This window comes from Lactobacillus sp. ESL0263 (assembly GCF_003692845.1).
GTDB classification, from domain to species: domain Bacteria; phylum Bacillota; class Bacilli; order Lactobacillales; family Lactobacillaceae; genus Lactobacillus; species Lactobacillus apis.
The window spans coordinates 1-19,686 of record NZ_REHL01000001.1 but is presented as its reverse complement, the minus strand read 5'-3'; the positions used below and the strand labels follow the sequence as shown (position 1 = coordinate 19,686).

Annotated in this window: 17 protein-coding genes; 2 read left to right on the top strand and 15 right to left on the bottom strand. The window is 38.0% G+C overall.

What is annotated here, in order from left to right; all coding sequences use genetic code 11:
- Positions 1-84: 84 nt before the first annotated feature.
- On the top strand, positions 85-786 hold the full coding sequence (locus tag F5ESL0263_RS00085; protein WP_122033908.1) for an MgtC/SapB family protein: 702 nt from the start codon (positions 85-87) through the stop codon (positions 784-786).
- Between the two features lie 116 nt (positions 787-902).
- Positions 903-2,102, top strand: coding sequence for a DUF2974 domain-containing protein (locus F5ESL0263_RS00080; RefSeq protein WP_122033907.1), 1,200 nt, complete (start codon positions 903-905; stop codon positions 2,100-2,102).
- Positions 2,103-2,172: 70 nt separating this feature from the next.
- Here the strand turns inward: F5ESL0263_RS00080 and F5ESL0263_RS00075 are convergent, their stop codons facing one another.
- The 15 genes from F5ESL0263_RS00075 to dnaA form a co-directional block, all read right to left on the bottom strand.
- The gene (locus F5ESL0263_RS00075; RefSeq protein WP_101138738.1) at positions 2,173-2,331 is read right to left on the bottom strand and encodes a YtxH domain-containing protein; all 159 of its coding nucleotides are present in this window, start codon (positions 2,329-2,331) and stop codon (positions 2,173-2,175) included.
- Positions 2,332-2,488: 157 nt separating this feature from the next.
- Positions 2,489-3,874 carry a replicative DNA helicase gene (dnaB, locus tag F5ESL0263_RS00070; protein ID WP_122033905.1) on the bottom strand — a complete coding sequence of 462 codons (1,386 nt, stop codon included), beginning with the start codon at positions 3,872-3,874 and terminating at the stop codon, positions 2,489-2,491.
- A gap of 38 nt (positions 3,875-3,912) precedes the next feature.
- Complete coding sequence (gene rplI / locus F5ESL0263_RS00065) at positions 3,913-4,368, bottom strand: 50S ribosomal protein L9 (protein WP_046305720.1); 456 nt, start codon at positions 4,366-4,368, stop codon at positions 3,913-3,915.
- Positions 4,369-4,382: 14 nt separating this feature from the next.
- Complete coding sequence (locus F5ESL0263_RS00060) at positions 4,383-6,404, bottom strand: DHH family phosphoesterase (RefSeq protein ID WP_122033904.1); 2,022 nt, start codon at positions 6,402-6,404, stop codon at positions 4,383-4,385.
- A gap of 158 nt (positions 6,405-6,562) precedes the next feature.
- Positions 6,563-7,195, bottom strand: coding sequence for an ABC transporter ATP-binding protein (locus F5ESL0263_RS00055; RefSeq protein ID WP_122033902.1), 633 nt, complete (start codon positions 7,193-7,195; stop codon positions 6,563-6,565).
- Positions 7,192-9,291 (bottom strand): hypothetical protein, encoded by a 2,100-nt coding sequence (locus F5ESL0263_RS00050; RefSeq protein WP_122033901.1) that lies wholly within the window; start codon positions 9,289-9,291, stop codon positions 7,192-7,194. The genes F5ESL0263_RS00055 and F5ESL0263_RS00050 overlap by 4 nt, the downstream gene beginning before the upstream one ends.
- A gap of 347 nt (positions 9,292-9,638) precedes the next feature.
- Positions 9,639-9,878, bottom strand: a complete 240-nt coding sequence (rpsR, locus tag F5ESL0263_RS00045) for a 30S ribosomal protein S18 (RefSeq protein ID WP_046305698.1) — start codon at positions 9,876-9,878, stop codon at positions 9,639-9,641.
- 22 nt (positions 9,879-9,900) lie between these two features.
- Positions 9,901-10,422, bottom strand: a complete 522-nt coding sequence (gene ssb, locus F5ESL0263_RS00040; RefSeq protein ID WP_046305696.1) for a single-stranded DNA-binding protein — start codon at positions 10,420-10,422, stop codon at positions 9,901-9,903.
- A gap of 52 nt (positions 10,423-10,474) precedes the next feature.
- Complete coding sequence (gene rpsF / locus F5ESL0263_RS00035) at positions 10,475-10,768, bottom strand: 30S ribosomal protein S6 (RefSeq protein WP_046305694.1); 294 nt, start codon at positions 10,766-10,768, stop codon at positions 10,475-10,477.
- 201 nt (positions 10,769-10,969) lie between these two features.
- Positions 10,970-13,465 (bottom strand): DNA gyrase subunit A, encoded by a 2,496-nt coding sequence (gene gyrA / locus F5ESL0263_RS00030; RefSeq protein ID WP_122033899.1) that lies wholly within the window; start codon positions 13,463-13,465, stop codon positions 10,970-10,972.
- 9 nt (positions 13,466-13,474) lie between these two features.
- Positions 13,475-15,439: a DNA topoisomerase (ATP-hydrolyzing) subunit B gene (gene gyrB / locus F5ESL0263_RS00025; RefSeq protein ID WP_122033897.1), complete on the bottom strand. Its 1,965-nt coding sequence runs from the start codon at positions 15,437-15,439 to the stop codon at positions 13,475-13,477.
- Positions 15,423-16,568: a DNA replication/repair protein RecF gene (gene recF, locus F5ESL0263_RS00020; protein WP_122033895.1), complete on the bottom strand. Its 1,146-nt coding sequence runs from the start codon at positions 16,566-16,568 to the stop codon at positions 15,423-15,425. The genes gyrB and recF overlap by 17 nt, the downstream gene beginning before the upstream one ends.
- A gap of 5 nt (positions 16,569-16,573) precedes the next feature.
- Positions 16,574-16,795 carry a S4 domain-containing protein YaaA gene (gene yaaA, locus F5ESL0263_RS00015; RefSeq protein ID WP_122034011.1) on the bottom strand — a complete coding sequence of 74 codons (222 nt, stop codon included), beginning with the start codon at positions 16,793-16,795 and terminating at the stop codon, positions 16,574-16,576.
- Positions 16,796-17,012: 217 nt separating this feature from the next.
- Positions 17,013-18,143: a DNA polymerase III subunit beta gene (gene dnaN / locus F5ESL0263_RS00010; protein ID WP_122033893.1), complete on the bottom strand. Its 1,131-nt coding sequence runs from the start codon at positions 18,141-18,143 to the stop codon at positions 17,013-17,015.
- A gap of 175 nt (positions 18,144-18,318) precedes the next feature.
- The coding region (dnaA, locus tag F5ESL0263_RS00005; RefSeq protein ID WP_233558433.1) for a chromosomal replication initiator protein DnaA at positions 18,319-19,686 on the bottom strand (1,368 nt) is incomplete at its 5' end.

The window sequence follows — 19,686 nt, the reverse complement described above, 5'->3', positions numbered from 1 at the left end:
TCTATACTTTACCAAAAAACACCTCTCATTTAACACTTTTTAAGTGTATAATATTAACTATTGTTTTTTCAAAGGAGTGAGATGATGGTAGATATATCACCGATTAGCACTCAACTGCCTTGGATATTACGCCTAGTAATAGCTTCCTTATGTGGTGCTTTAATCGGCTACGAACGAGCAATTCAGAGAAAAAGTGCAGGGGTCAGAACCCACATTGTAGTAGCTTTTTCTTCTGCGTTATTTATGATTCTTTCTAAATATGGGTTTGCTGACTTGATGAAAATTTCCGGGATGGAATATGACGCTTCTCGTATAGCTGCACAAATAGTTTCCGGTATTTCATTTATTGGTGCAGGAACTATTTTAGTTAAGAAAAGTCAGATTTCCGGTTTGACAACCGCTGCCGGTGTTTGGGCAACAGCTGCAATCGGCATGGCAATTGGTTCCGGGTTATACTTTTTGGGCATTATTGCTACCGCGATTCTCTTCATAGTTCAAATGATTTTCCATGATGATACTATAATTAATAAAATCATCATGCATATCCGCTTCAACATTCAAATCGAAGCGGTCAACAAACATGGCATTTTGAAGACAATCGAAAAAGAATTATCGGCCAATCATGTTGAAAATGTGTCAGTTAAAATTTTATACGTTAGCGACGAAAAAATAATTTTCTTCGTTGATGGCATTATCAATAATAATATTGATGAAAATAACATTATTATGGCATTACGCAAATATCCTGACATTAAACGCATTAGCTACACTAGCTTAGGCAAGTAATGTCTTAAAAAATAAGTAGTAGCGCTTGCTGGCTGCTTATTTTTTTGTACTAAAAAACTAAATCAACTACAATAATACTTAATTACAAATTTCAAGTTCTAGAAAGGGGTATTTTCATGTCTGGATCTCTTGATTACTTACGCTGGCGTGGTGACCTCAGTTACAAAGAACGCCGCTTTAATAGTATCGATGCTGCACTGCTGGCATCCATAGTTTACCTTCCCGCAGACGCTTCTGCTGTCGGTCATACATTATCTGATGTGGCAACAAAACTGCGTGCGCTGCCCTCTTTTCAACATCAGATGCACTCCGAAACTGCAGCTGAAATTATTCTCTTGCCTGATAGTCCACGAATTGGTGGAATGAAAATTCTGGATTGGACAGATAGATTAGAAAAAGTACCTTATCCGTTACAATTTAATGCTGCCACATTTCTCATTAATGATACTTCAGTTGCTATTGCCTTTCGTGGAACCGACGGTTCAATGATTGGCTGGAACGAAGATATGCGTATGAACTACTTATCCGAGATTTATGGTCAAGGAGTCGCAGCCAAATATCTTGAAGAAATTGCCGAAAAGTTCCCGGATAAACAAATTTATCTTATTGGGCACTCAAAGGGAGGCAATTTTGCCCAGTATGCATTAAGTGCCGTTGCTCCAGAAATTCAAGATCGTGTAATTGCGGCATTTAGCTTTGATGGTCCTGGCTTTTTCCGCAAGGTTTATACCACTCCAGGCTTTGTACGTGCAATGCCTAAGATGAAAACTTATATCCCCCAAGGATCGATTTTTGGGGCAATGCTCGATCATCCAGAGCGGACTCTCGTTGTAAAAAGTACTGCAGCAATGCGCAATCAACATGATCCAAGACGTTGGTCAGTCGGCCGTGATAGTTTTACTCTTGCTGACGGCTTAACAGCTAGCAGTCGCGTTATCCGCCATGCCTTAATCAACTTCAACAATTCAATTCCAGACGAAAAACGGAATGAAACCTTTTCCGATTTGTTTGAAGCATTTGAGAACTCAGATATTGAAGAATTACACCAATTAACCAATAACAAATTGGTTGGAACTTATCGTCTTAGCCGCGTCTTCATGACTTTGGAACCAGAAGAGCGTAAACTAATTACCCAAATTTTTACTAATATTTGGAATTCATTTAAAGATAGTGTTAATCTGCCGCTCTTAACTAGTAATTATGAGCTTTATCCTAAAAGTAATGATTCAAGTAAAGCACCTGTATTCTATGAATTTTATGACTCAGATGAGCCTAATTTAGAATTACCAGATGAAATAAAAAAGAAACTGCGTTAGCAAATTGTTTCATGTGTAACGCAAAAAGATGGCTGGAAGTGAATAACTTCCAGTCATCTTTTTTATTCAGTTATTTTTTCATATTTTCTTTAACGTCATCAACTTTATCCTTGACGTTATCAGTTGCTTCTTGTGCCTTATCCTTAACGTCGCCTGCTGCTTGTTGCATCTTGCCCTTAAGTTCTTTAGCTTTACCAGCAACTTTATCTTTTAAACCTTTGTCAGCCATAATTATCGATCCTTTCACAAAAAATTATTGCTAATTAACTATTTACACCTTCATAGTACAAGCTTCGCTGTTTAAAGTCACACAATAAGCTTTATTTTTTGCTAACAAAAAAGCCATGAACTATTAATGAATAGTTCATAGCTTATATTATTTAGTACTATCCCGGTTGATCATGACTATAATCCAAGTTGGAAAAGCGATTATAAGGCTTAGAGAACATCAATTTAATCGTGCCACGACTACCTGACCGGTTTTTCTCAATGATTACTTCAACTTCACCATTGTCATCCTCAGCTCCGACTTCTTCATAATCTTCACTACTGCCTTCCTCATTTTCTTCGCGGTAATAATCATCCCGGTATAAAAATGAAACAATATCAGCATCCTGCTCAATAGATCCAGATTCACGAATATCTGATAAAACAGGCCTTTTATCCTGACGCTGTTCAACAGAACGTGATAATTGTGATAGTGCAATTACAGGAACGTGCAATTCTTTAGCCAATTTTTTCAATTGACGTGAAATTGCAGAAACTTCTTGTTGACGCGATTCACTACGCGGTCCTTCAATTAGCTGTAAGTAGTCAATTACAATTAAGCCAAGATTTCCTTTTTCTTTGGCAAGACGGCGTGCTTGCGCCCTAATTTCACTCATCTTAATTCCGGGTGTATCGTCAATGTAGATGCTGGCATTAGCCAGTGAACCAGAAGCAACAATCAACTTGCGCCATTCTTCCTCATCAAGCTGCCCTGTCCGCAGGTGTTGCGAATTAATTAATCCTTCTGAAGCAAGCATTCTCTGTACCAGCTGCTCGCCACTCATTTCTAGTGAAAAGACGGCGACTGTTTTGTCAGTATGAAGGCCGACATATTGGGCCACATTCATTGCAAAAGCAGTTTTACCAACACCCGGCCGAGCGGCAAGAATAATTAACTCATCAGCGTGAAAACCTGTTGTCATTTTATCTAGCTCAATAAAGCCTGTGGGCAAGCCCGTAACCATCGACCCATCTTCAGGAATATTATTAATTTCCTCAATTGCAGCATTGACAATGTCCTTGATTTCTCGAAAACCATTTGCGTTGTTTTCGGAGGAGACATTCATAATCTCACTTTCGGCGTCATCTAAAATATCAGTGACATCATCCGAATCCTGCATCGCGTTAGAAATGATCTTTTGACTAGCAGAAATCAAGCGCCGTAAGAGGGCCTTTCGATGCACAATTTTGGCATAGTAGCTAACGTGTGCTGCTGTTGGGGTTGCAATTGCTAGTTCTGAAACATAAGCAATCCCACCAATGTCATCTAATTGATTTTTCTTTGTTAATTCATCCTGCAAGGTTAACGGATCAATTGCATCACCGCGATCCGAAAGATCCAGCATTGCCTGAAAGATTAGCTGATTTGCTTTTTTATAAAAATCATTCGGCTGAACTTCAGAGCTTGCATCCGCAATTGCATCAGGATCAATAAAAATTGCACCTAAAACCGCTTTTTCAGCTTCATCATCATGCGGTATTTGTTGTGAGACAATATTATCCATTAATCATGACCACTTCTTTAATTAATTTAATGAGTGCTTTAGTCTTGTTCTGTGATGTGAACGCGAATTTTGCCTTCTACGCCTTTAAAAAGTTTAACAGGTACATTTGTGTAGCCTAAAGTTTTAATCGGCTCAGGAAGGACTAATTTGCGTTTGTCGACCTTAACACCAAATTGTTGTTCTAAGCCTTCAACAATTTTCTTGCTAGAAATTGAACCGAATAACCGTGAATCGGCACCAGCTTTTGACTTGAAATTAACGACAGTTTCGTCTTTATCAAGAACAGCCTTAACCTTTTCAGCTTCAGCCTTTTCACTTTCGTAAGCAGCTTTTTCATTGGCTTCAACGCGTTCTAAAGTATGCATATTGGCTTTATTAGCTGCCTTAGCTAAGCCGCGCTTTAATAAAAAGTTTTGAGCATAGCCATCTGGAACATCTTTAACTTCTCCGCGTTTTCCACGGCCTTTGACGTCTTTAGTAAAAATAACTTTCATTTTTCTGCTCTCCTTTATTCATTTTCTTTCTCATAAGTATCAACTGCATCGAGTAACTTTTCAAGTGCTTCTTGTACAGTGACATTTTTAATTTGTGTTGCCGCATTGGACAAGTGTCCGCCGCCGCCTAATTTTTCCATGATTACTTGTACATTAATGTCGCCCATTGAACGTGCAGAAATACCAATCATGTCTTTGGCACGGCGAGTTATTGCAAAACTAGCTTCAACATTTTCTAAGTCTAATGCAGTATCAGCTGCTTGCGCCGTGATGACAGGATCAACAATTTTGTTATCATCCCCGCACAAAACTGCCATTTTTGGTCCAATCATTTTTAGACTGCTGACTAGCCGTGTCCGCTGCAAGAAACTATCAATGTCTTCTTTCAATAATTCACTTACACCAACTGAACTAGCTCCAATTGAGCGTAAATAACTCGCAGCGTCGAAGGTTCTTGTACCTGTACGTAACGAAAATTCACGTGAATCAACCGTAATTCCCGCAAGCATTGCAGTTGCTTCAATATCAGTCAATACTCGCTGGCCGGAATTAGGCTGTTGGTATTCTACCATTTCAGTAACCAGTTCACAGGCAGATGAAGCATACGGCTCAACATAAGTTAACATTGGATTTTCAGGAAATTCTTCGCCGCGACGGTGGTGATCAATAACAATAATCCGGTTCCTTAAGCGATCATATAGCTCTTTTGAATATGTAATTGAGTATTTTGAGTGATCAACCATAACTAGCATAGATTTGTCGGTCAGGCTTTCTAAGGCTGTTTCTGGTGAAATAAACATTTCTTGATCATCTTGGGTTTGTTGCATTTTGGCAACTAACCGACCCACATCATAATTAGTTTTATTAACATCTAGAACAAAATTAGCTTTGACATCATGTAGACGCGCAATTTTAACAACGCCGATTCCACTACCAACAGAGTCCATATCTGGGTTAGCATGTCCCACAACGAAAACCCGATCAGCCTCCTTGAAAAGCTCACTAATTGCCTGGGAAACCATCCGTGCTCTGACCCTAGTTCGCTTCTCCATTGGATTTGACTTGCCACCATAGAATTTAGCGGCACTACCTGGCTGACTCAAAACTACCTGGTCACCACCACGGCCAAGAGCTAAATCAAGGTTTGACTGTGCCTGATCGGCTAGCTCAGTTATTAAGCTACTACCATAAGCAATCCCGATTGATAATGTTAACGGAGTATTGTTACGACTAGTCTCTAAACGAAGTTTATCAAGAACTGAGAACTTGTCTTGTTCCATTTGCGTTAAATCTTGCGTATGTAGTAAAAGCAAGAAATGATCTTCATCAATTCGCTTGAGGTAGGCATGATATTTTTTAGCATAATCACTTAGTGTATTTTGCACATAAGAGCTTGTGGTTGTCAGCTCTTGATCATGCATCGTTTCACTTAATTCATCGTAGTTATCAATAAAAATCTGTCCAACTGCTAGCAATTCGTTATTATATTTTTGCTCAATTTTGGCGTAGCGTGTTATGTCTAATAAATAAATAACCCCAAGATTGTCTTGAACAACCATTTCAAACTGGTGATTGTCCCAATTAACAACTTGGTTTTCTGCAGTTTTGGCTTTTAAAGAATCATCGATTAATTTGTCTAAATCTGGATCAACGGACTTAATCGTATGTCCAATTAAGTCATCATCTTTTAAATAAAGCTGTAAATAGGGATTTACCCACTGAATCTGCCTGTCTTTGTCATAAAGCAAAATTCCAAGCGGCATTTTAATCATTGCCTCTTGTTCACTACGCTTAATTCGATAGGACAAGCTGACAGCAAAGTTATTGGCATTACCAGCGAGGATATAAGCGCCATAAACGATGCAGACAACAGTTAGAATAAAAATCACTACCATCGCCAGTCCAAATAACGGATTCATGATCATTGCCACGATACTGCCCAAAAAAGACAAGGCGAGGATAATCACAACCGCAGCCGTTAAGCGCGAATCTTTAATAAAAGCAGGAAATTCAAGCTTACGTAAAAAATCTTTCATGTAAGATCCTTCCTAAATTAATGTATAGTACATCAGTATTATTATACCTTGGTTTTACTTGATAAGAAACCTTTGCCTCGTTCTTCTAGATGATTGCATATAGCAAAATACGGAAAGTTAAACTTTCCGTATTTGTTGTTTGACCTTACTATGTCCAATTACTTAAGCTCTAGTACCCGATGGCACTTTTCGGCAACATGACTATCGTGAGTAACAACGATAACTGTTTTACCAGCATCATTAAGTTCGAGGAGGAGCTTGATAATTTCATCACGATTTTTACTATCCAAAGAACCAGTCGGCTCGTCTGCTAATACCAGTTCACTTGGTTTAATGATTGCTCTTGCAACAGCTATTCTTTGTTGCTGACCACCTGATAGTTCATAAATTTTACTGTTCAAGTATTCTGATAGTCCTACTTTTTGGAGTGCAGCGGTAATGATTTCCGTTTTCTCTTTTTTACTTTTCTTGACGTACTTTAATGCTAAGAGCAAATTTTGTAAGACCGTATCTTCTTCAATTAAGGCAAAATTTTGGAAAAGGTAGCTAATTTTTTCCCTGATAATCTTTTGAGCTAACCTACTATTAGGCTTAATGTTGGTATACTGCTCAAATTGATAATCACCATCATCAACTTTATCAATTAGTCCTAAAATATTGAGCAATGTGCTTTTGCCAGAACCACTTGGACCTATAATTGCGACCATCTCATTCTGGTCAATCTGCAAATTAAAACTAGCAAACACCGTTTTGTTTTCAAATTTTTTAGTGATATTTTTCAATTCGATCATGATAAACCTCCTTTAAGTAAGAACGACAAGTCACGCGCTTCCACATGCTGGACCACTAAGCTAAATACTAATAAGTCCGCTAGCATCATTAAAACTGCTAAAAGTATTGGAATTAGTGATACTTTAAAACAAATTAATGTAATTACTTCACCTAGTCCTAGACCAAGCAGAATCAATGTTTCTGCTCGATAACGGTCAAATTTGCGATAGCCCAACAGGCGCAGAACTGATAGCTTCTTTTGCTGATTAGAAATTACATAAAGAAGTAAAAAGATAGTCGCAAACAAGTTAATAACAAAAATAATAAGTAAGACAACGATAACTACTTGCAAGCCTTTGTAAGCAGAATCCGAACTAGTTGCCAAAATCTGATTTAGAGACACAAACTTCATCTGCAGTCGTTTGACCTGCGGCTCTTTGCTTGTCTTTTTTAATAACTCACTAGTTTGAGGGGTGTCTTCAATCTTAATTGGACTCGTCTTATCTGTATTACTTAGGGCTATTGATTGCCAGAAAGTCAAATTATGGTCCTCAACAACCTCAATAATTGGATTAGTAAAACTCTTTTTTAGCCGAACATTATAAGTGATTGGCTGTACATCTTCATGGTAATACTTAATCTTTATCTTAAGTTGTTGAGGGTTTATTTTGCCCTGTTGAGCACTGCTTAGATTGTTATAGCTGTAATTTTGAAGAAAATATTTTATTTCTTGCGGATGTTTTTGATACTTAGAAGGAACAAGAAAAGCATGCTGAGTCGCATCTAAATATCTTTTTAATTCTGGCAATTTTGCTCTAATAAAGTTGCGGTTGACTGACATCAAATCGTATTTTTGTTCCGGTTTCTTATTTGCTTCATTTTTTGGTAAAACATTTTTGGTTGAGTAAGAACCACTTTCTACATAATAAACGCCCTTGTTCTGAGCCATTTTACTAAACCAAGCAGCCATCGTTTTAGTTGTCTCTTTTTCATCAGTAATAAATACCGGGCCAACACTATTAACAGTTTTTAGTTTGCCTTCTTTAGCCCATTCCTGTTGTAACTGGTAGCTTGCCACAGCGTCGCTAATCTCCGTTGACATATTAATCAACAAGAATGCTGAAACAACGGTCATCAAGATTTTTATTATCAAGGCAAGACTGATACCGTAACCAAAATGAAACTTTCCTTTTAATAAATCCCCGATAGATATACGTTTAATTATTAAATAAGTAACAGAATTAGCTAATAAATACAGGAATAAAATTAGTGCTTGCACTAGAATACACGTCAAAATAAAGCCATTTGGTCGGTATGAAAAAATCAGAAGAGTTGTAAGATTAATAATGATTGATGTTACAACAATCATTATTATCCCTTGCTTGATCATTGCTAGAAAAATGTCCTTGTTTTTCCAGCCATTCAATTTTTTAATCCCAATTGAACTTGATTGTGAAATCGGGTAATAAACGTTAACTAGAATAAAGACTAGACTTGCTAAAACAAAAATGAAACTTAAAACCCAGATTTCCCTTGTAAAATATACTTGTTTTCGTCCTATTGTTTGTTTTAGGAGTTGATCACGTGAAACTCCGTAAAATTGAGAAAATTGCTTAAGAAGTTCTTTTCGATTAGATTTTCCCGGAATAATCGTGTAGACTCCATCGACTGTTTTTTTGTTCTTAAAGTATCGTGTCATACTTTGTAAGACAATCTTGTTACCCTTAACAAAAACAGGAATTTTCCCTTTTTGCTTAGTACTGCTAGTTTTGAAACTTGCATAGAAGTCTTGATCATTTTGTAAATCAACTTTATCTAATCGAAAAGAAGCAGCTGGAAAGGAAGTAGGACTAGCAATCACTGATTTTTCAACTACATTATTTTGTTCCCTAGTAGTCAAAATAACAGATATATCGTACTTCCGAGAAAGTTCTTTAAAAAAGCTAATCTGACTGTCAGGATTAACTGAACTATCTTGCAAGTATATTTGAAAAGAATCACTTGTTTCTCCCATTTTAGCTATCTGGTCATAATCACGTGATTGATAGAAATTAATAACTATCATGTAAGTTAAAATGTTAACAATAGCTAGACAGGCAAGAACTATTTTTTTCATAAGAATCTCCATAAAAAATAAGCATAGCTGACAGGTAATCAACTACGCTTACAATTACTTAGATAGAACGTTAATATACATCCTAGTAATAAGATTAACCCTGTGGCTGATACCTTGAGGTACTATGTACGTGCTGCATTACCACATGATGATAGCTTATACGACAGTACTTAAGGTTCATTTTATCGTATGCTTTCTTTTTTACTAATATATTTTTTATTATTAATTAATTTTTAAAATATAAAAGTCTCAAAAACACTAAGCTTCTGAGACTTTTCGATTTTTTAAGCATTAAAAAACCCTCTAGCCAAAACTTAATCTGGTTAAAGGGTTCAAAACTATTTGTTTTAGTCTTCAGTAACGAATGGCAACAAGCCCATAATGCGAGCTCTTTCGATTGCCTTAGCTACCTTACGTTGGTTCTTAGCGCTGGTGCCAGTGACACGACGTGGTAAGATTTTACCTCTTTCAGAGATAAAACGTTTCAACAGATCAACGTCCTTGTAGTCAACGTAATCAATGTGGTTGGCTGCGATAAAGTCAACCTTACGACGACGGTGGCCGCCACCTCTTCTTTGTTGAGCCATATCCTCGGTCCTTTCTTAGAAATTAGAATGGAAGATCATCATCAGAGATATCAATTGTATCACCCGAGCCAGCAAACGGATCCTGCATAGAATCTGGTTGATTACCTACTGGGTTGTTCTGATTAGATGTTCCCATATTTTGCGGATTATTGGTATTTGGATTACCAAAGTTTCCGTTGTCAGTTGGTGCAAATCCACCATTTTGACCACGGGCTTCACGATCTTTGCGTGATTCAAGCAATGCAAAGTTGTCTACGACAACTTCTGTTACATATACTCTTTGCCCATCTTTATTATCGTAACTTCTGGTTTGAATTCGGCCATCAATACCAACAAGTGAACCTTTAGATGTAAAATTACAGAAGTTTTCTGCTGATTTTCTCCAAATGACACAGCTGATAAAATCCGCACCTCTCTCACCTTGAGCGTTAGTATATTGACGATCAACGGCAAGAGTAAACGTAGCAACCGAGATTCCACTCCCAGTAGTACGTAATTCAGGATCACGTGTTAAACGGCCAACAAGTACAACTCGATTAATCATACTTCAGGTCCTTCCTTTCCTAAATCACGAAAACGATAAAGTTTTTGTTTTATTATCCAACTTTAACAGTCATTGAACGTAAAACAGCAGAGTCAATCTTAGACAAACGGTCAAACTCATTAACTGCGTCAGCGTTTTCTGCAGTGAAAGTCATAATGTGATAGATTCCCTCACGATATTTATTGATTTCATATGCGAAATGACGCTTTTCCCAGTCTTTTGACTCAACCATCGTACCACCGTTATCGGCAATAACCTTATCATAGTTTTCAACTAAAGCTTTCTTTGATTCTTCATCAATATCAGGCTTGATAATGTAAGTTATTTCATACTTAGTAGTTGTCATTACTAGTGCACCTCCTTTTGGACTAAATGGTTCTTGCTAAAAATCAAGAACAAGGAGTAATTCTTTTTTATTACTCGCAATCTCTAATTCTAGCACAGAAACAAAAAATTACCAAACTATCTTCACGTGATCCTCTGAGAATTTTTTTATTCTCATAACAGTAAATACGTAAAACAGTCTGATAATTTTTATTTGTTTTTATTAATTATTTTCTTCAGATGGTGTTTCAGTTTCTTCTGCATCGCCAACTTCTTGATCTGCTTCTGCTGGAACAACAGCAAGACTAGCTACTTTACTGTCATCGCCAACCTTAATTAAGCGAACACCAATTGTGCTACGACCAGTTTGAGAAACATTATCAACCTTGAAACGAATCATGATTCCATCATCCGTAATGACCATGATATCTTGTGTTCCATCGATTACAGTTACACCAGAGAGTGGTCCATTCTTTTCCGTAACGTTAGCGGTCTTAATTCCTTTACCACCACGCCCTTTAGTTGGATATTCACTAGCTGAGGTGCGTTTACCATAACCTTTTTCAGAAATAACAAGAACTTCATCGCTATCCTTAACAACACCAGAACCAACAACATAATCATTTTCACGTAAGTTAATTCCGCGTACACCAGCAGCAGTTCGACCCATTGAACGAACCGCTGACTCGTTGAAGCGAACAGCATAGCCTAGATGGGTTCCAATCAAGACATCTTGTTTGCCATCAGTTGTCAAAACATTACTCAATTCATCCCCATCACGCAAGGTTAACGCAATTAAACCGCTATTTCTAATATTAGCAAATTCACTAACACTAGTGCGCTTTACTGTTCCCATCTTGGTAATGAAGAAGAGGTATTGATCATTGGCATCTTCTGCAACATTGATAATGGTCTGGATCTTCTCGCCTTTTTCAAGTTGAAGTAAGTTAACGATTGGTAAGCCCTTCGCTGTTCGACCAAATTCAGGAATTTCGTAGGCTTTCTTCGAGTAGACCTTTCCCTTATTGGTAAAGAATAAAAGCATATCGTGAGTACTTGAGTAGATCAACTTTTCAATAAAGTCGCCGTCCTTAACCCCCATTCCTTTAATGCCTTTACCACCACGGTTTTGTGTCTTAAATTCGTTAATTAACATCCGTTTGATGTAGCCGCTGTGTGTCAAAGTTAATAAAACGTCTTGTTTTTCAATTAGATCTTCATCTTCAATTGAAATAACTTCACCTTCACCGATCTTGGTCCGGCGCTCATCACCAAACCGTTTTTCAATATCAAGCAGTTCTTCATAGATGATTTCGTTAATTCGCTCTGGCTTAGCTAAGATGTCCTTGTAATCGTCAATCTTAACCTTTAATTCGTTGTATTCAGCTTCAACTTTGTCACGTTCTAATCCAGTCAAACGAACCAGACGCATATCCAAAATAGCTTGTGATTGCTTGTCGTCTAGGCCGAAACGACTAATTAAAGCAGCCTTAGCAATATCACTTGATTCACTTTGCCGAATAATATGAACAATTTCATCAATATGGTCAAGAGCAATCTTCAAGCCTTCTAGAATGTGTGCTCTTGCTTCAGCCTTAGCTAAGTCAAACTTAGTTCTGCGTGTAACAACGTCTTCTTGATGCTTCAAGTAGTATTGCAGCATCTCTTTAAGACTAAGGAAATGAGGAGCACCATCAACGATTGCAACCATGTTCATTCCAAAGTTAGCCTGCATTTGAGTTAGCTTAAATAAATTGTTCAAGATAACACTTGCACTAGCATCACGGCGAACGTCGATTGTGATTCTCATCCCAGACTGGTCGGATTCATCACGAACACCGGTAATCCCATCTATTGTCTTAGAACGAGCTAGATCAGCAATTTTTTTAACCAATTCAGCCTTATTTACCAAGTAAGGAATTTCGGTTACAACAATTCGTTCACGACCACTTTTTTCAGTTTCAATTGTTGTATTTGCTCTAACAACAATGTTGCCTCGTCCTGATTCATAGGCACGGTAAATTCCACCACGGCCCATAATGGTACCACCAGTTGGGAAATCTGGACCTGGAATTGCCTTCATCAGTTCTTTAGTTGAAACATCTGGATTATCCATCAGCATATGAATGCCTTGAATAACTTCGGCAAGATTATGTGGTGGAATGTTAGTTGTCATTCCGACAGCAATTCCACTGGTTCCGTTGACTAAAAGATTAGGAATTCTGGCTGGTAAAACAACCGGCTCATTTTCTGAATCATCATAGTTACGTTGCCAATCAACCGTATTTTTGTTGATATCGCGCAACATTTCAACGGCAATTTTACTCATCCGCGCCTCGGTATAACGCATTGCGGCTGGTTCATCACCGTCGACAGAACCAAAGTTACCGTGGCCATCAACCAACATGTACCGGTAACTGAAGTCCTGAGCCATATGTGCCATAGCCAAGTAAATTGAGGAGTCTCCGTGCGGGTGGAACTTACCCATAACTTCTCCAACAATTCTGGCAGATTTCTTAAATGGTTTATCTGGTGTAACGCCCAGTTCGCTCATTCCATAAAGAATACGACGTTGAACCGGCTTCAAGCCATCGCGCACATCAGGCAAGGCCCGAGCCACAATAACTGACATCGCATAGTCCAAAAACGAACTGTTCATCACATTGGTCAAATCGACATTTCTAATTCTGTGATCTTGACTTTGATTGTCGTTATCCATTTAAACCTCCTAAGCATCCAAATTCTCAACATATTTAGCATTATTCTCAATAAAGCTTCGTCTTGGTGCAACTTCATTACCCATCAAAAGTTCAAAAACTTCATCAACGTTTTTGGCATATTCTGGGCTAACACGATCAAGACGTCTATTTTCAGGATTCATTGTTGTATCCCACAACTGTTCAGCATCCATTTCACCCAATCCCTTGTACCGTTGAACGATTGGTTTTGGACTAGGTTGCAAACTACCCAAGTAGTCGTGCAATTCTTCATCAGTATCAAGATACTTAATCACCTTACCCTGACGAACTTGATATAGAGGCGGACGTGCAATATAAACATAGCCCTTATCAATCATTGGACGCATGTAGTTGTAAAACAGCGTTAACAATAGGGTTCTAATGTGTGCACCATCGACATCGGCATCCGTCATGATGATTAACTTGTGATAACGAGCCTTTGAAACGTCAAAATCGGCACCAAAACCTGTTCCCAAAGCGGTAAACAGTGACCGAATTTCTTCGTTAGCCAAAATTCGGTCCATTGAAGCTTTTTCAACGTTTAATATTTTTCCTCGAATTGGCAAAATAGCTTGTGTCAAACGAGAGCGACCTTGCTTTGCAGAACCACCGGCTGAGTTACCCTCAACGATAAATAATTCTGAAATACTTGGATCGTTACTAGTGTTATCTGCTAACTTACCAGGTAAATTAGCAATTTCCAGTCCAGATTTCTTTCTCGTAACTTCACGTGCCCTTTTGGCAGCAGTTCTGGCTCTTTCAGCTAATTGCGCTTTTTCAACAATCTTGCGTCCTACCTGCGGATTTTCCATCAAAAACGAGGTGAATGTTTCTGAAAAAGCACGGTCTACAGCTGTTCTAGCATCTGAGTTACCAAGCTTAGTCTTGGTTTGACCCTCAAATTGCGGATTCGGGTGCTTAACTGAAACAATCGCTGTCATCCCTTCACGAATGTCCTCACCTGACAAGTTATCATCATTATCTTTTAGCAACTTAGTCTTGTGCGCATAGTCATTAACTACACGGGTTAAAGCTGTCTTAAAGCCCGCTTCATGCATCCCACCTTCATAGGTGTGAATATTGTTAGCAAAGGTCATTAAGGTTGTTTTATAGCCTTGTGTATATTGCAACGAAACTTCGACGTTAATATCATTAAAGTCGCCTTCAACATATATCGGTTTATCAAACAAAACCTCTGTGTCGCGATTCAAAAAGGAAACATATTCTTGAATACCACCTTCATAGTGATAAACATCTGTTTCTGCACTGTCCTTACGTTTATCCGTAAAGGTTAATTTTAGACCCTTGTTTAAAAAGGCAAGTTCACGAATTCTATTCTTTAAGATTTGATCATCAAAAGACGTGGTTTCGGTGAAAATATCAGGATCTGGATAAAAATGAACAATTGTACCATGCTCTGAAAGTGGGACCGAACCAGTCATTTTCATTTCATGGTCTACGCGTCCATGGTTAAAGTCGATATAGTACTTTTTACCATCACGCATTGTTGTAACATCAAGCTTTGTAGATAAAGCGTTAACTACTGAAGCACCAACACCGTGCAAACCACCAGAAACCTTATATCCGCCACCGCCGAATTTACCACCAGCATGAAGAACTGTAAAAACAGTTTCAAGCGCAGGACGACCAGTCTTCTTTTCAATATCGACCGGGATACCACGTCCATCATCTTGAACGGTAACACTACCATCTTCGTTGATGGTAACTTCGATTTTAGTCGCAAAACCGGCTAAGCTTTCATCGATTCCGTTATCAATTATCTCCCAAACTAAGTGATGAAGGCCTTGAGAGCTAGTTGAGCCAATATACATACCGGGCCGCTTACGAACAGCTTCAAGTCCACCTAAGACCTGAATCTGACTGGCATTATACTTATCGGCTTCTTTTTCATATTTTTTTATTTGATTGAGGTCTTCGTTATTCTTGTCTGCCATTCATTTTCCCCTCTTCTAAATAAATCTTTCCAGATTTAATTCGGTATACCTTCGGCTTCTTGATTATTTCCCAGGAAATACCCTCAAGATCTGTTGTTGTAATAAAAGTTTGTGTCTTACCATGGATATAGTTAAGTAAGGCACTTTGGCGGCTATGATCGAGTTCGCTCATTACATCGTCAAGTAAAAGTAATGGATATTCACTAGTCAGATGGTGAACTAGCTGGATTTCAGCGAGTTTAACACTCAAAGCAATCGTACGCTGCTGTCCTTGAGACCCGTATAAATGTGCATCCTTACCATCCAATTCAAATTCGATGTCATCCCGATGTGGGCCACTTAAAGTTGTCTTCTTAAGCAGCTCCATTTGCTTGTTTTTCTGAAAACTAGCAAGCAATTTTTGATAAACAATTTCTACATCATCGTCCTCTGTTATATCCCTAACTGAAGGTCGATAATTAATCTTAAGTTTTTCATTGCTAGAACTAATGCTCGTGTATGCGTTTTGCGCGTAATGATCCAAGAATTTCAAAAATTTGAATCTGCGCACAATCACTTCTGCTGCAACTCCTGCAAGTTGATCTGACAAAACATCCAAAAACAAGGTGTCATGCGCAGCCCCACTTGCTAACTGCTTCAAGTAATTGTTTTTTTGCTGTAAGACTTGCTTATATTTACCAGCAAAATACAAATATTCCGCATTAATCTGACCGAATTCTTGATCCATAAATCGGCGCCTTAACGAAGGCGCACCTTTGATTAAATCAAGATCTTCTGGTGAAAACAAAATGGCGTTTAGTTGTCCGACATATTTGGATAACTTAGCCTGTTCCACTCGATTAATCCAGACTTTTTTACCTTTTTTGCTTAGTAAAACACGCAACGAGACATCAACCTGGCTCTTGTATACATGACCAGAAATATTTGCAAAATCTTTGCCAAAAGCAATCAACTCTTTATCACTACTCGTCCTATGGGATCGTGTTAATGCTAAAAAATAGATTGCTTCAAGTAGATTCGTTTTTCCTTGTGCATTTTGCCCAATAAAAATATTGACATTAGGATCAAAATCAACATCGAGCTGTTCTAAATTGCGATAATTTTGCGCAATAAAATGCTTGAGATACATTAAAATTACCGAAACTGATATGTTTCGTGGTCAACCTCAATCTGATCGCCGGGTCTAATTTTTTTACCACGTCGATTTTCTTTTTCCCCGTTAAATAACACAGGATTATCTTGCAGATACCATTTGGCCTGACCACCAGAGGAAATAATGCTTTCCTCCTTCAAAAATTGACTAAGAGTGACATACTCACCCTTTACCTTAAATTCCTTGATAATATCCACCTTCATCACTTTAATTACTATAGTTAGTATAGGCTTTTGGGGCCCAAAACACAACTTTAAACGCAATATAACGCCCTAGAAACGTTTTTTTCTCAAATAAACACATCACGGCAGTTGACACCAAAAATAAAAGAACAGCCTTTTTGGCTTATTTTTGGAAAAATGGGCAAAGAAAAAGCCATCGACCGATGACTTTTTCTTTTTATTTTGCCTAAATAATTTCTTAGAAAGTTCTAACTGGTGTAATCAGTTGGACAAAATCAATTTCGTCCTTATCTGGGTTAACAGTAAACGGACGTAATGGTTGGGTGAAGTCCATTACTACTGCATCAGTGACAGATGCACGCAAAGCGTCACGTAAATAGTCTGGGTTGAAGGAGATCTTTAAGTTATTACCTTCAAGCTTTTTGAAGCTAACATCTTCTTCAACGTTACCAATTTCAGCGGACTCACCTGACAATTTAGCAGTTTGGTTTTCAGTGTCTAGGGTCAAATCAACCACGTTATTCCGGCCAGCATGTGTCAGCAAACTTGCTCGATCAAGCGCACTGGATAATTCAGCCAAATCAAATTCAACCGTTGTTGTACTTTCGGTTGGAATTAAGCGCTCAGTGTCAGGGTAGCTGCCCTCAAGTAAGCGTGAATAGAATAAAATGTTGCCAATTTCAAACAGTACTTGATTTTCACCAGGGCAAACTTTAATTTCTGGATCTGTTTCACCAATAATACGAGCTAGTTCTAGCAAACTTTTTCCTGGGATAATCAAATCTGTCTTAACTTGCGGACCGTTTTCCAAAGTTAAGGCACGACTCGAGAGACGGTGTGAATCAGTTGCAACAGCATGAATTTTATCAGAACTAAAGTTGAAATGAACTCCAGTTAAGACGAGACGACTTTCTTGAGTAGCAACAGCAAACTGAGTTTCATTAATAATTTCGCGGAATGTTTTTCCAGAAATGACAAAAGAGGACTCGTCAGCAATTTCCGGTAATCTTGGATAGTTATTTGCGTCAAGACCGTTAATTATGAATTCACTATTTTCAGAAATAATTTGGGTTTGGAAACTTTCTTTTACTTCTAAAGAAAATTCCTTACCAGGTAAGCGTCTAATAATTTCGCTGAAGAAGCGCGCAGGCAAAACCACTGATCCAGTAGATTCAACTGTTAGGTCTTCACTAACAGGAATATGAATTTCAATTGAAATATCAGTATCACTACCAGTTAGGATTAATTCATCTTCAGTTAGGTTAAGTTTAATTCCGCTTAATATTGGAATTGTTGCACGTGAAGAAATAGCATGCATTACATTGTTTAGATTGTCGACAAAGAGATTGCGGTTTACGGTAAATTTCATTTGTTACCTCCTGAGTTCGTGTCTGTTTTATTTATATTAATTATATATTTAATTAAGTAGTATTAGTAGGTCCTGTGTTTTCTGTTGAAAAACATTAACAGCCCTAAAATAACGTAATCGTGACGGTTAAGAAAATGTGTACAAAAGCAAAAGTTTTCCACATTTCACTATTGAATTAGTGGTCAAGCATTTGCTTCAAATCGAACACTGCAGTCTTAATATCAGAATCAGTTTTAATTTCGCGACTGATCTTTTCGCAGGCATGCATCACAGTCGTATGATCTTTGCCACCAAATTCTTGACCTATTTTAGGTAGACTTGAATCGGTTAGCTCTCGCGAAAGGTACATTGCAATTTGGCGCGGTACCACTATTTGGCGGACCCGCTTTTTACCTTTCAACTCATAAGTTGAGGTTTGGAAATAATTGGCAACAACTTCCTGAATTTTAGAAATTTGCAATCCCTGGTTCTTTTGAACTAACTTCAAATCTGCTAAAGCTTCTCGTGCTAAGTTTACATTGATGTCTTCATGTTCAATCGTTGCGTGTGCTTGGACTTTAACTAGAGCTCCTTCGAGTTCTCTAATGTTGGTGTCAACCTGAGAGGCAATATAGTCAAGTGTACTGTCATCGATTGTTAGGTTTTCGGCTTCAGCTTTTTTGCGTAAAATTGCAATTCGCGTCTCCAAATCAGGTGGCGTGATTTCAACTTGTAAGCCCCAAGTAAACCGTGAAACCAGCCTTTCTGATAAATCAGGAATTTCGGTTGGTAACCGGTCACTAGTCATGACAATTTGCTTTTGATCATTATATAAGGTTTCGAATGTATGGAAGAATTCTTCCTGAATACCTTCTTTTTTAGCAAAAAACTGAATATCATCAACTAGCAACAAGTCGCAGGTTCGATATTTCTCACGAAATTGATCTTGCGTCTTATTTTTGATCGAATTAATGAAATCGTTGACGAAGGTTTCACTTTGAATATAAACGACTTTCGCATTTGGTCGTTCAGCTAACATTTGATGACCAATCGCTTGCATCAAGTGCGTTTTACCAAGACCAACGCCACCAAAGATAAATAGAGGATTGTAAAAACTACCTGGACTATCGGCAACTGCTAAGGCAGCACCGGCAGCCAATTTGTTTCCTTCACCTTGAACAAAATTATCAAAAGTATATTTGTCGTTTAGCTTAAGGTTACGGACAAATGTATTATCGCTTGAGGGTTGAATTCTATCTTGCGTAATTTGTGCTTGAGGCTTAGGGGTTACTATCCGTTCGCTACTAGTGTCGCCTTCAATTTGAAAAACAGGAATTACCTCAATATTAGCGTACCCGTATGCAGATTGAATTAACTCTGATGCTAGATTCTTTTCCCAATAACCCTTGGTTACCGGATTTTGGACGGCAATTTTTAATTCATGAGTATTTTTGTCATAAGAAATAGGCTTAGTATTTTTAAACCAAGCATTGTATGCGACCTCGTTAAAGCGTGCACGCATTTCTTCATTAAAATGTTGCCAAAATTTATTGATGTCAAACAA

What these genes read in the sequence shown, in the direction of transcription:
- dnaB (WP_122033905.1), bottom strand. Translation starts at nt 3,874, where the DNA reads ATGGATAATATTGTCTCACAACAAATACCGCATGATGATGAAGCTGAA.
- gyrB (WP_122033897.1), bottom strand. Translation starts at nt 15,439, where the DNA reads ATGGCAGACAAGAATAACGAAGACCTCAATCAAATAAAAAAATATGAA.
- F5ESL0263_RS00080 (WP_122033907.1), top strand. Translation starts at nt 903, where the DNA reads ATGTCTGGATCTCTTGATTACTTACGCTGGCGTGGTGACCTCAGTTAC.
- rpsF (WP_046305694.1), bottom strand. Translation starts at nt 10,768, where the DNA reads ATGACAACTACTAAGTATGAAATAACTTACATTATCAAGCCTGATATT.
- F5ESL0263_RS00085 (WP_122033908.1), top strand. Translation starts at nt 85, where the DNA reads ATGGTAGATATATCACCGATTAGCACTCAACTGCCTTGGATATTACGC.
- ssb (WP_046305696.1), bottom strand. Translation starts at nt 10,422, where the DNA reads ATGATTAATCGAGTTGTACTTGTTGGCCGTTTAACACGTGATCCTGAA.
- dnaN (WP_122033893.1), bottom strand. Translation starts at nt 18,143, where the DNA reads ATGAAATTTACCGTAAACCGCAATCTCTTTGTCGACAATCTAAACAAT.
- gyrA (WP_122033899.1), bottom strand. Translation starts at nt 13,465, where the DNA reads ATGGATAACGACAATCAAAGTCAAGATCACAGAATTAGAAATGTCGAT.
- yaaA (WP_122034011.1), bottom strand. Translation starts at nt 16,795, where the DNA reads ATGAAGGTGGATATTATCAAGGAATTTAAGGTAAAGGGTGAGTATGTC.
- recF (WP_122033895.1), bottom strand. Translation starts at nt 16,568, where the DNA reads ATGTATCTCAAGCATTTTATTGCGCAAAATTATCGCAATTTAGAACAG.
- F5ESL0263_RS00060 (WP_122033904.1), bottom strand. Translation starts at nt 6,404, where the DNA reads ATGAAAGATTTTTTACGTAAGCTTGAATTTCCTGCTTTTATTAAAGAT.
- F5ESL0263_RS00055 (WP_122033902.1), bottom strand. Translation starts at nt 7,195, where the DNA reads ATGATCGAATTGAAAAATATCACTAAAAAATTTGAAAACAAAACGGTG.
- rplI (WP_046305720.1), bottom strand. Translation starts at nt 4,368, where the DNA reads ATGAAAGTTATTTTTACTAAAGACGTCAAAGGCCGTGGAAAACGCGGA.
- rpsR (WP_046305698.1), bottom strand. Translation starts at nt 9,878, where the DNA reads ATGGCTCAACAAAGAAGAGGTGGCGGCCACCGTCGTCGTAAGGTTGAC.
- F5ESL0263_RS00050 (WP_122033901.1), bottom strand. Translation starts at nt 9,291, where the DNA reads ATGAAAAAAATAGTTCTTGCCTGTCTAGCTATTGTTAACATTTTAACT.
- F5ESL0263_RS00075 (WP_101138738.1), bottom strand. Translation starts at nt 2,331, where the DNA reads ATGGCTGACAAAGGTTTAAAAGATAAAGTTGCTGGTAAAGCTAAAGAA.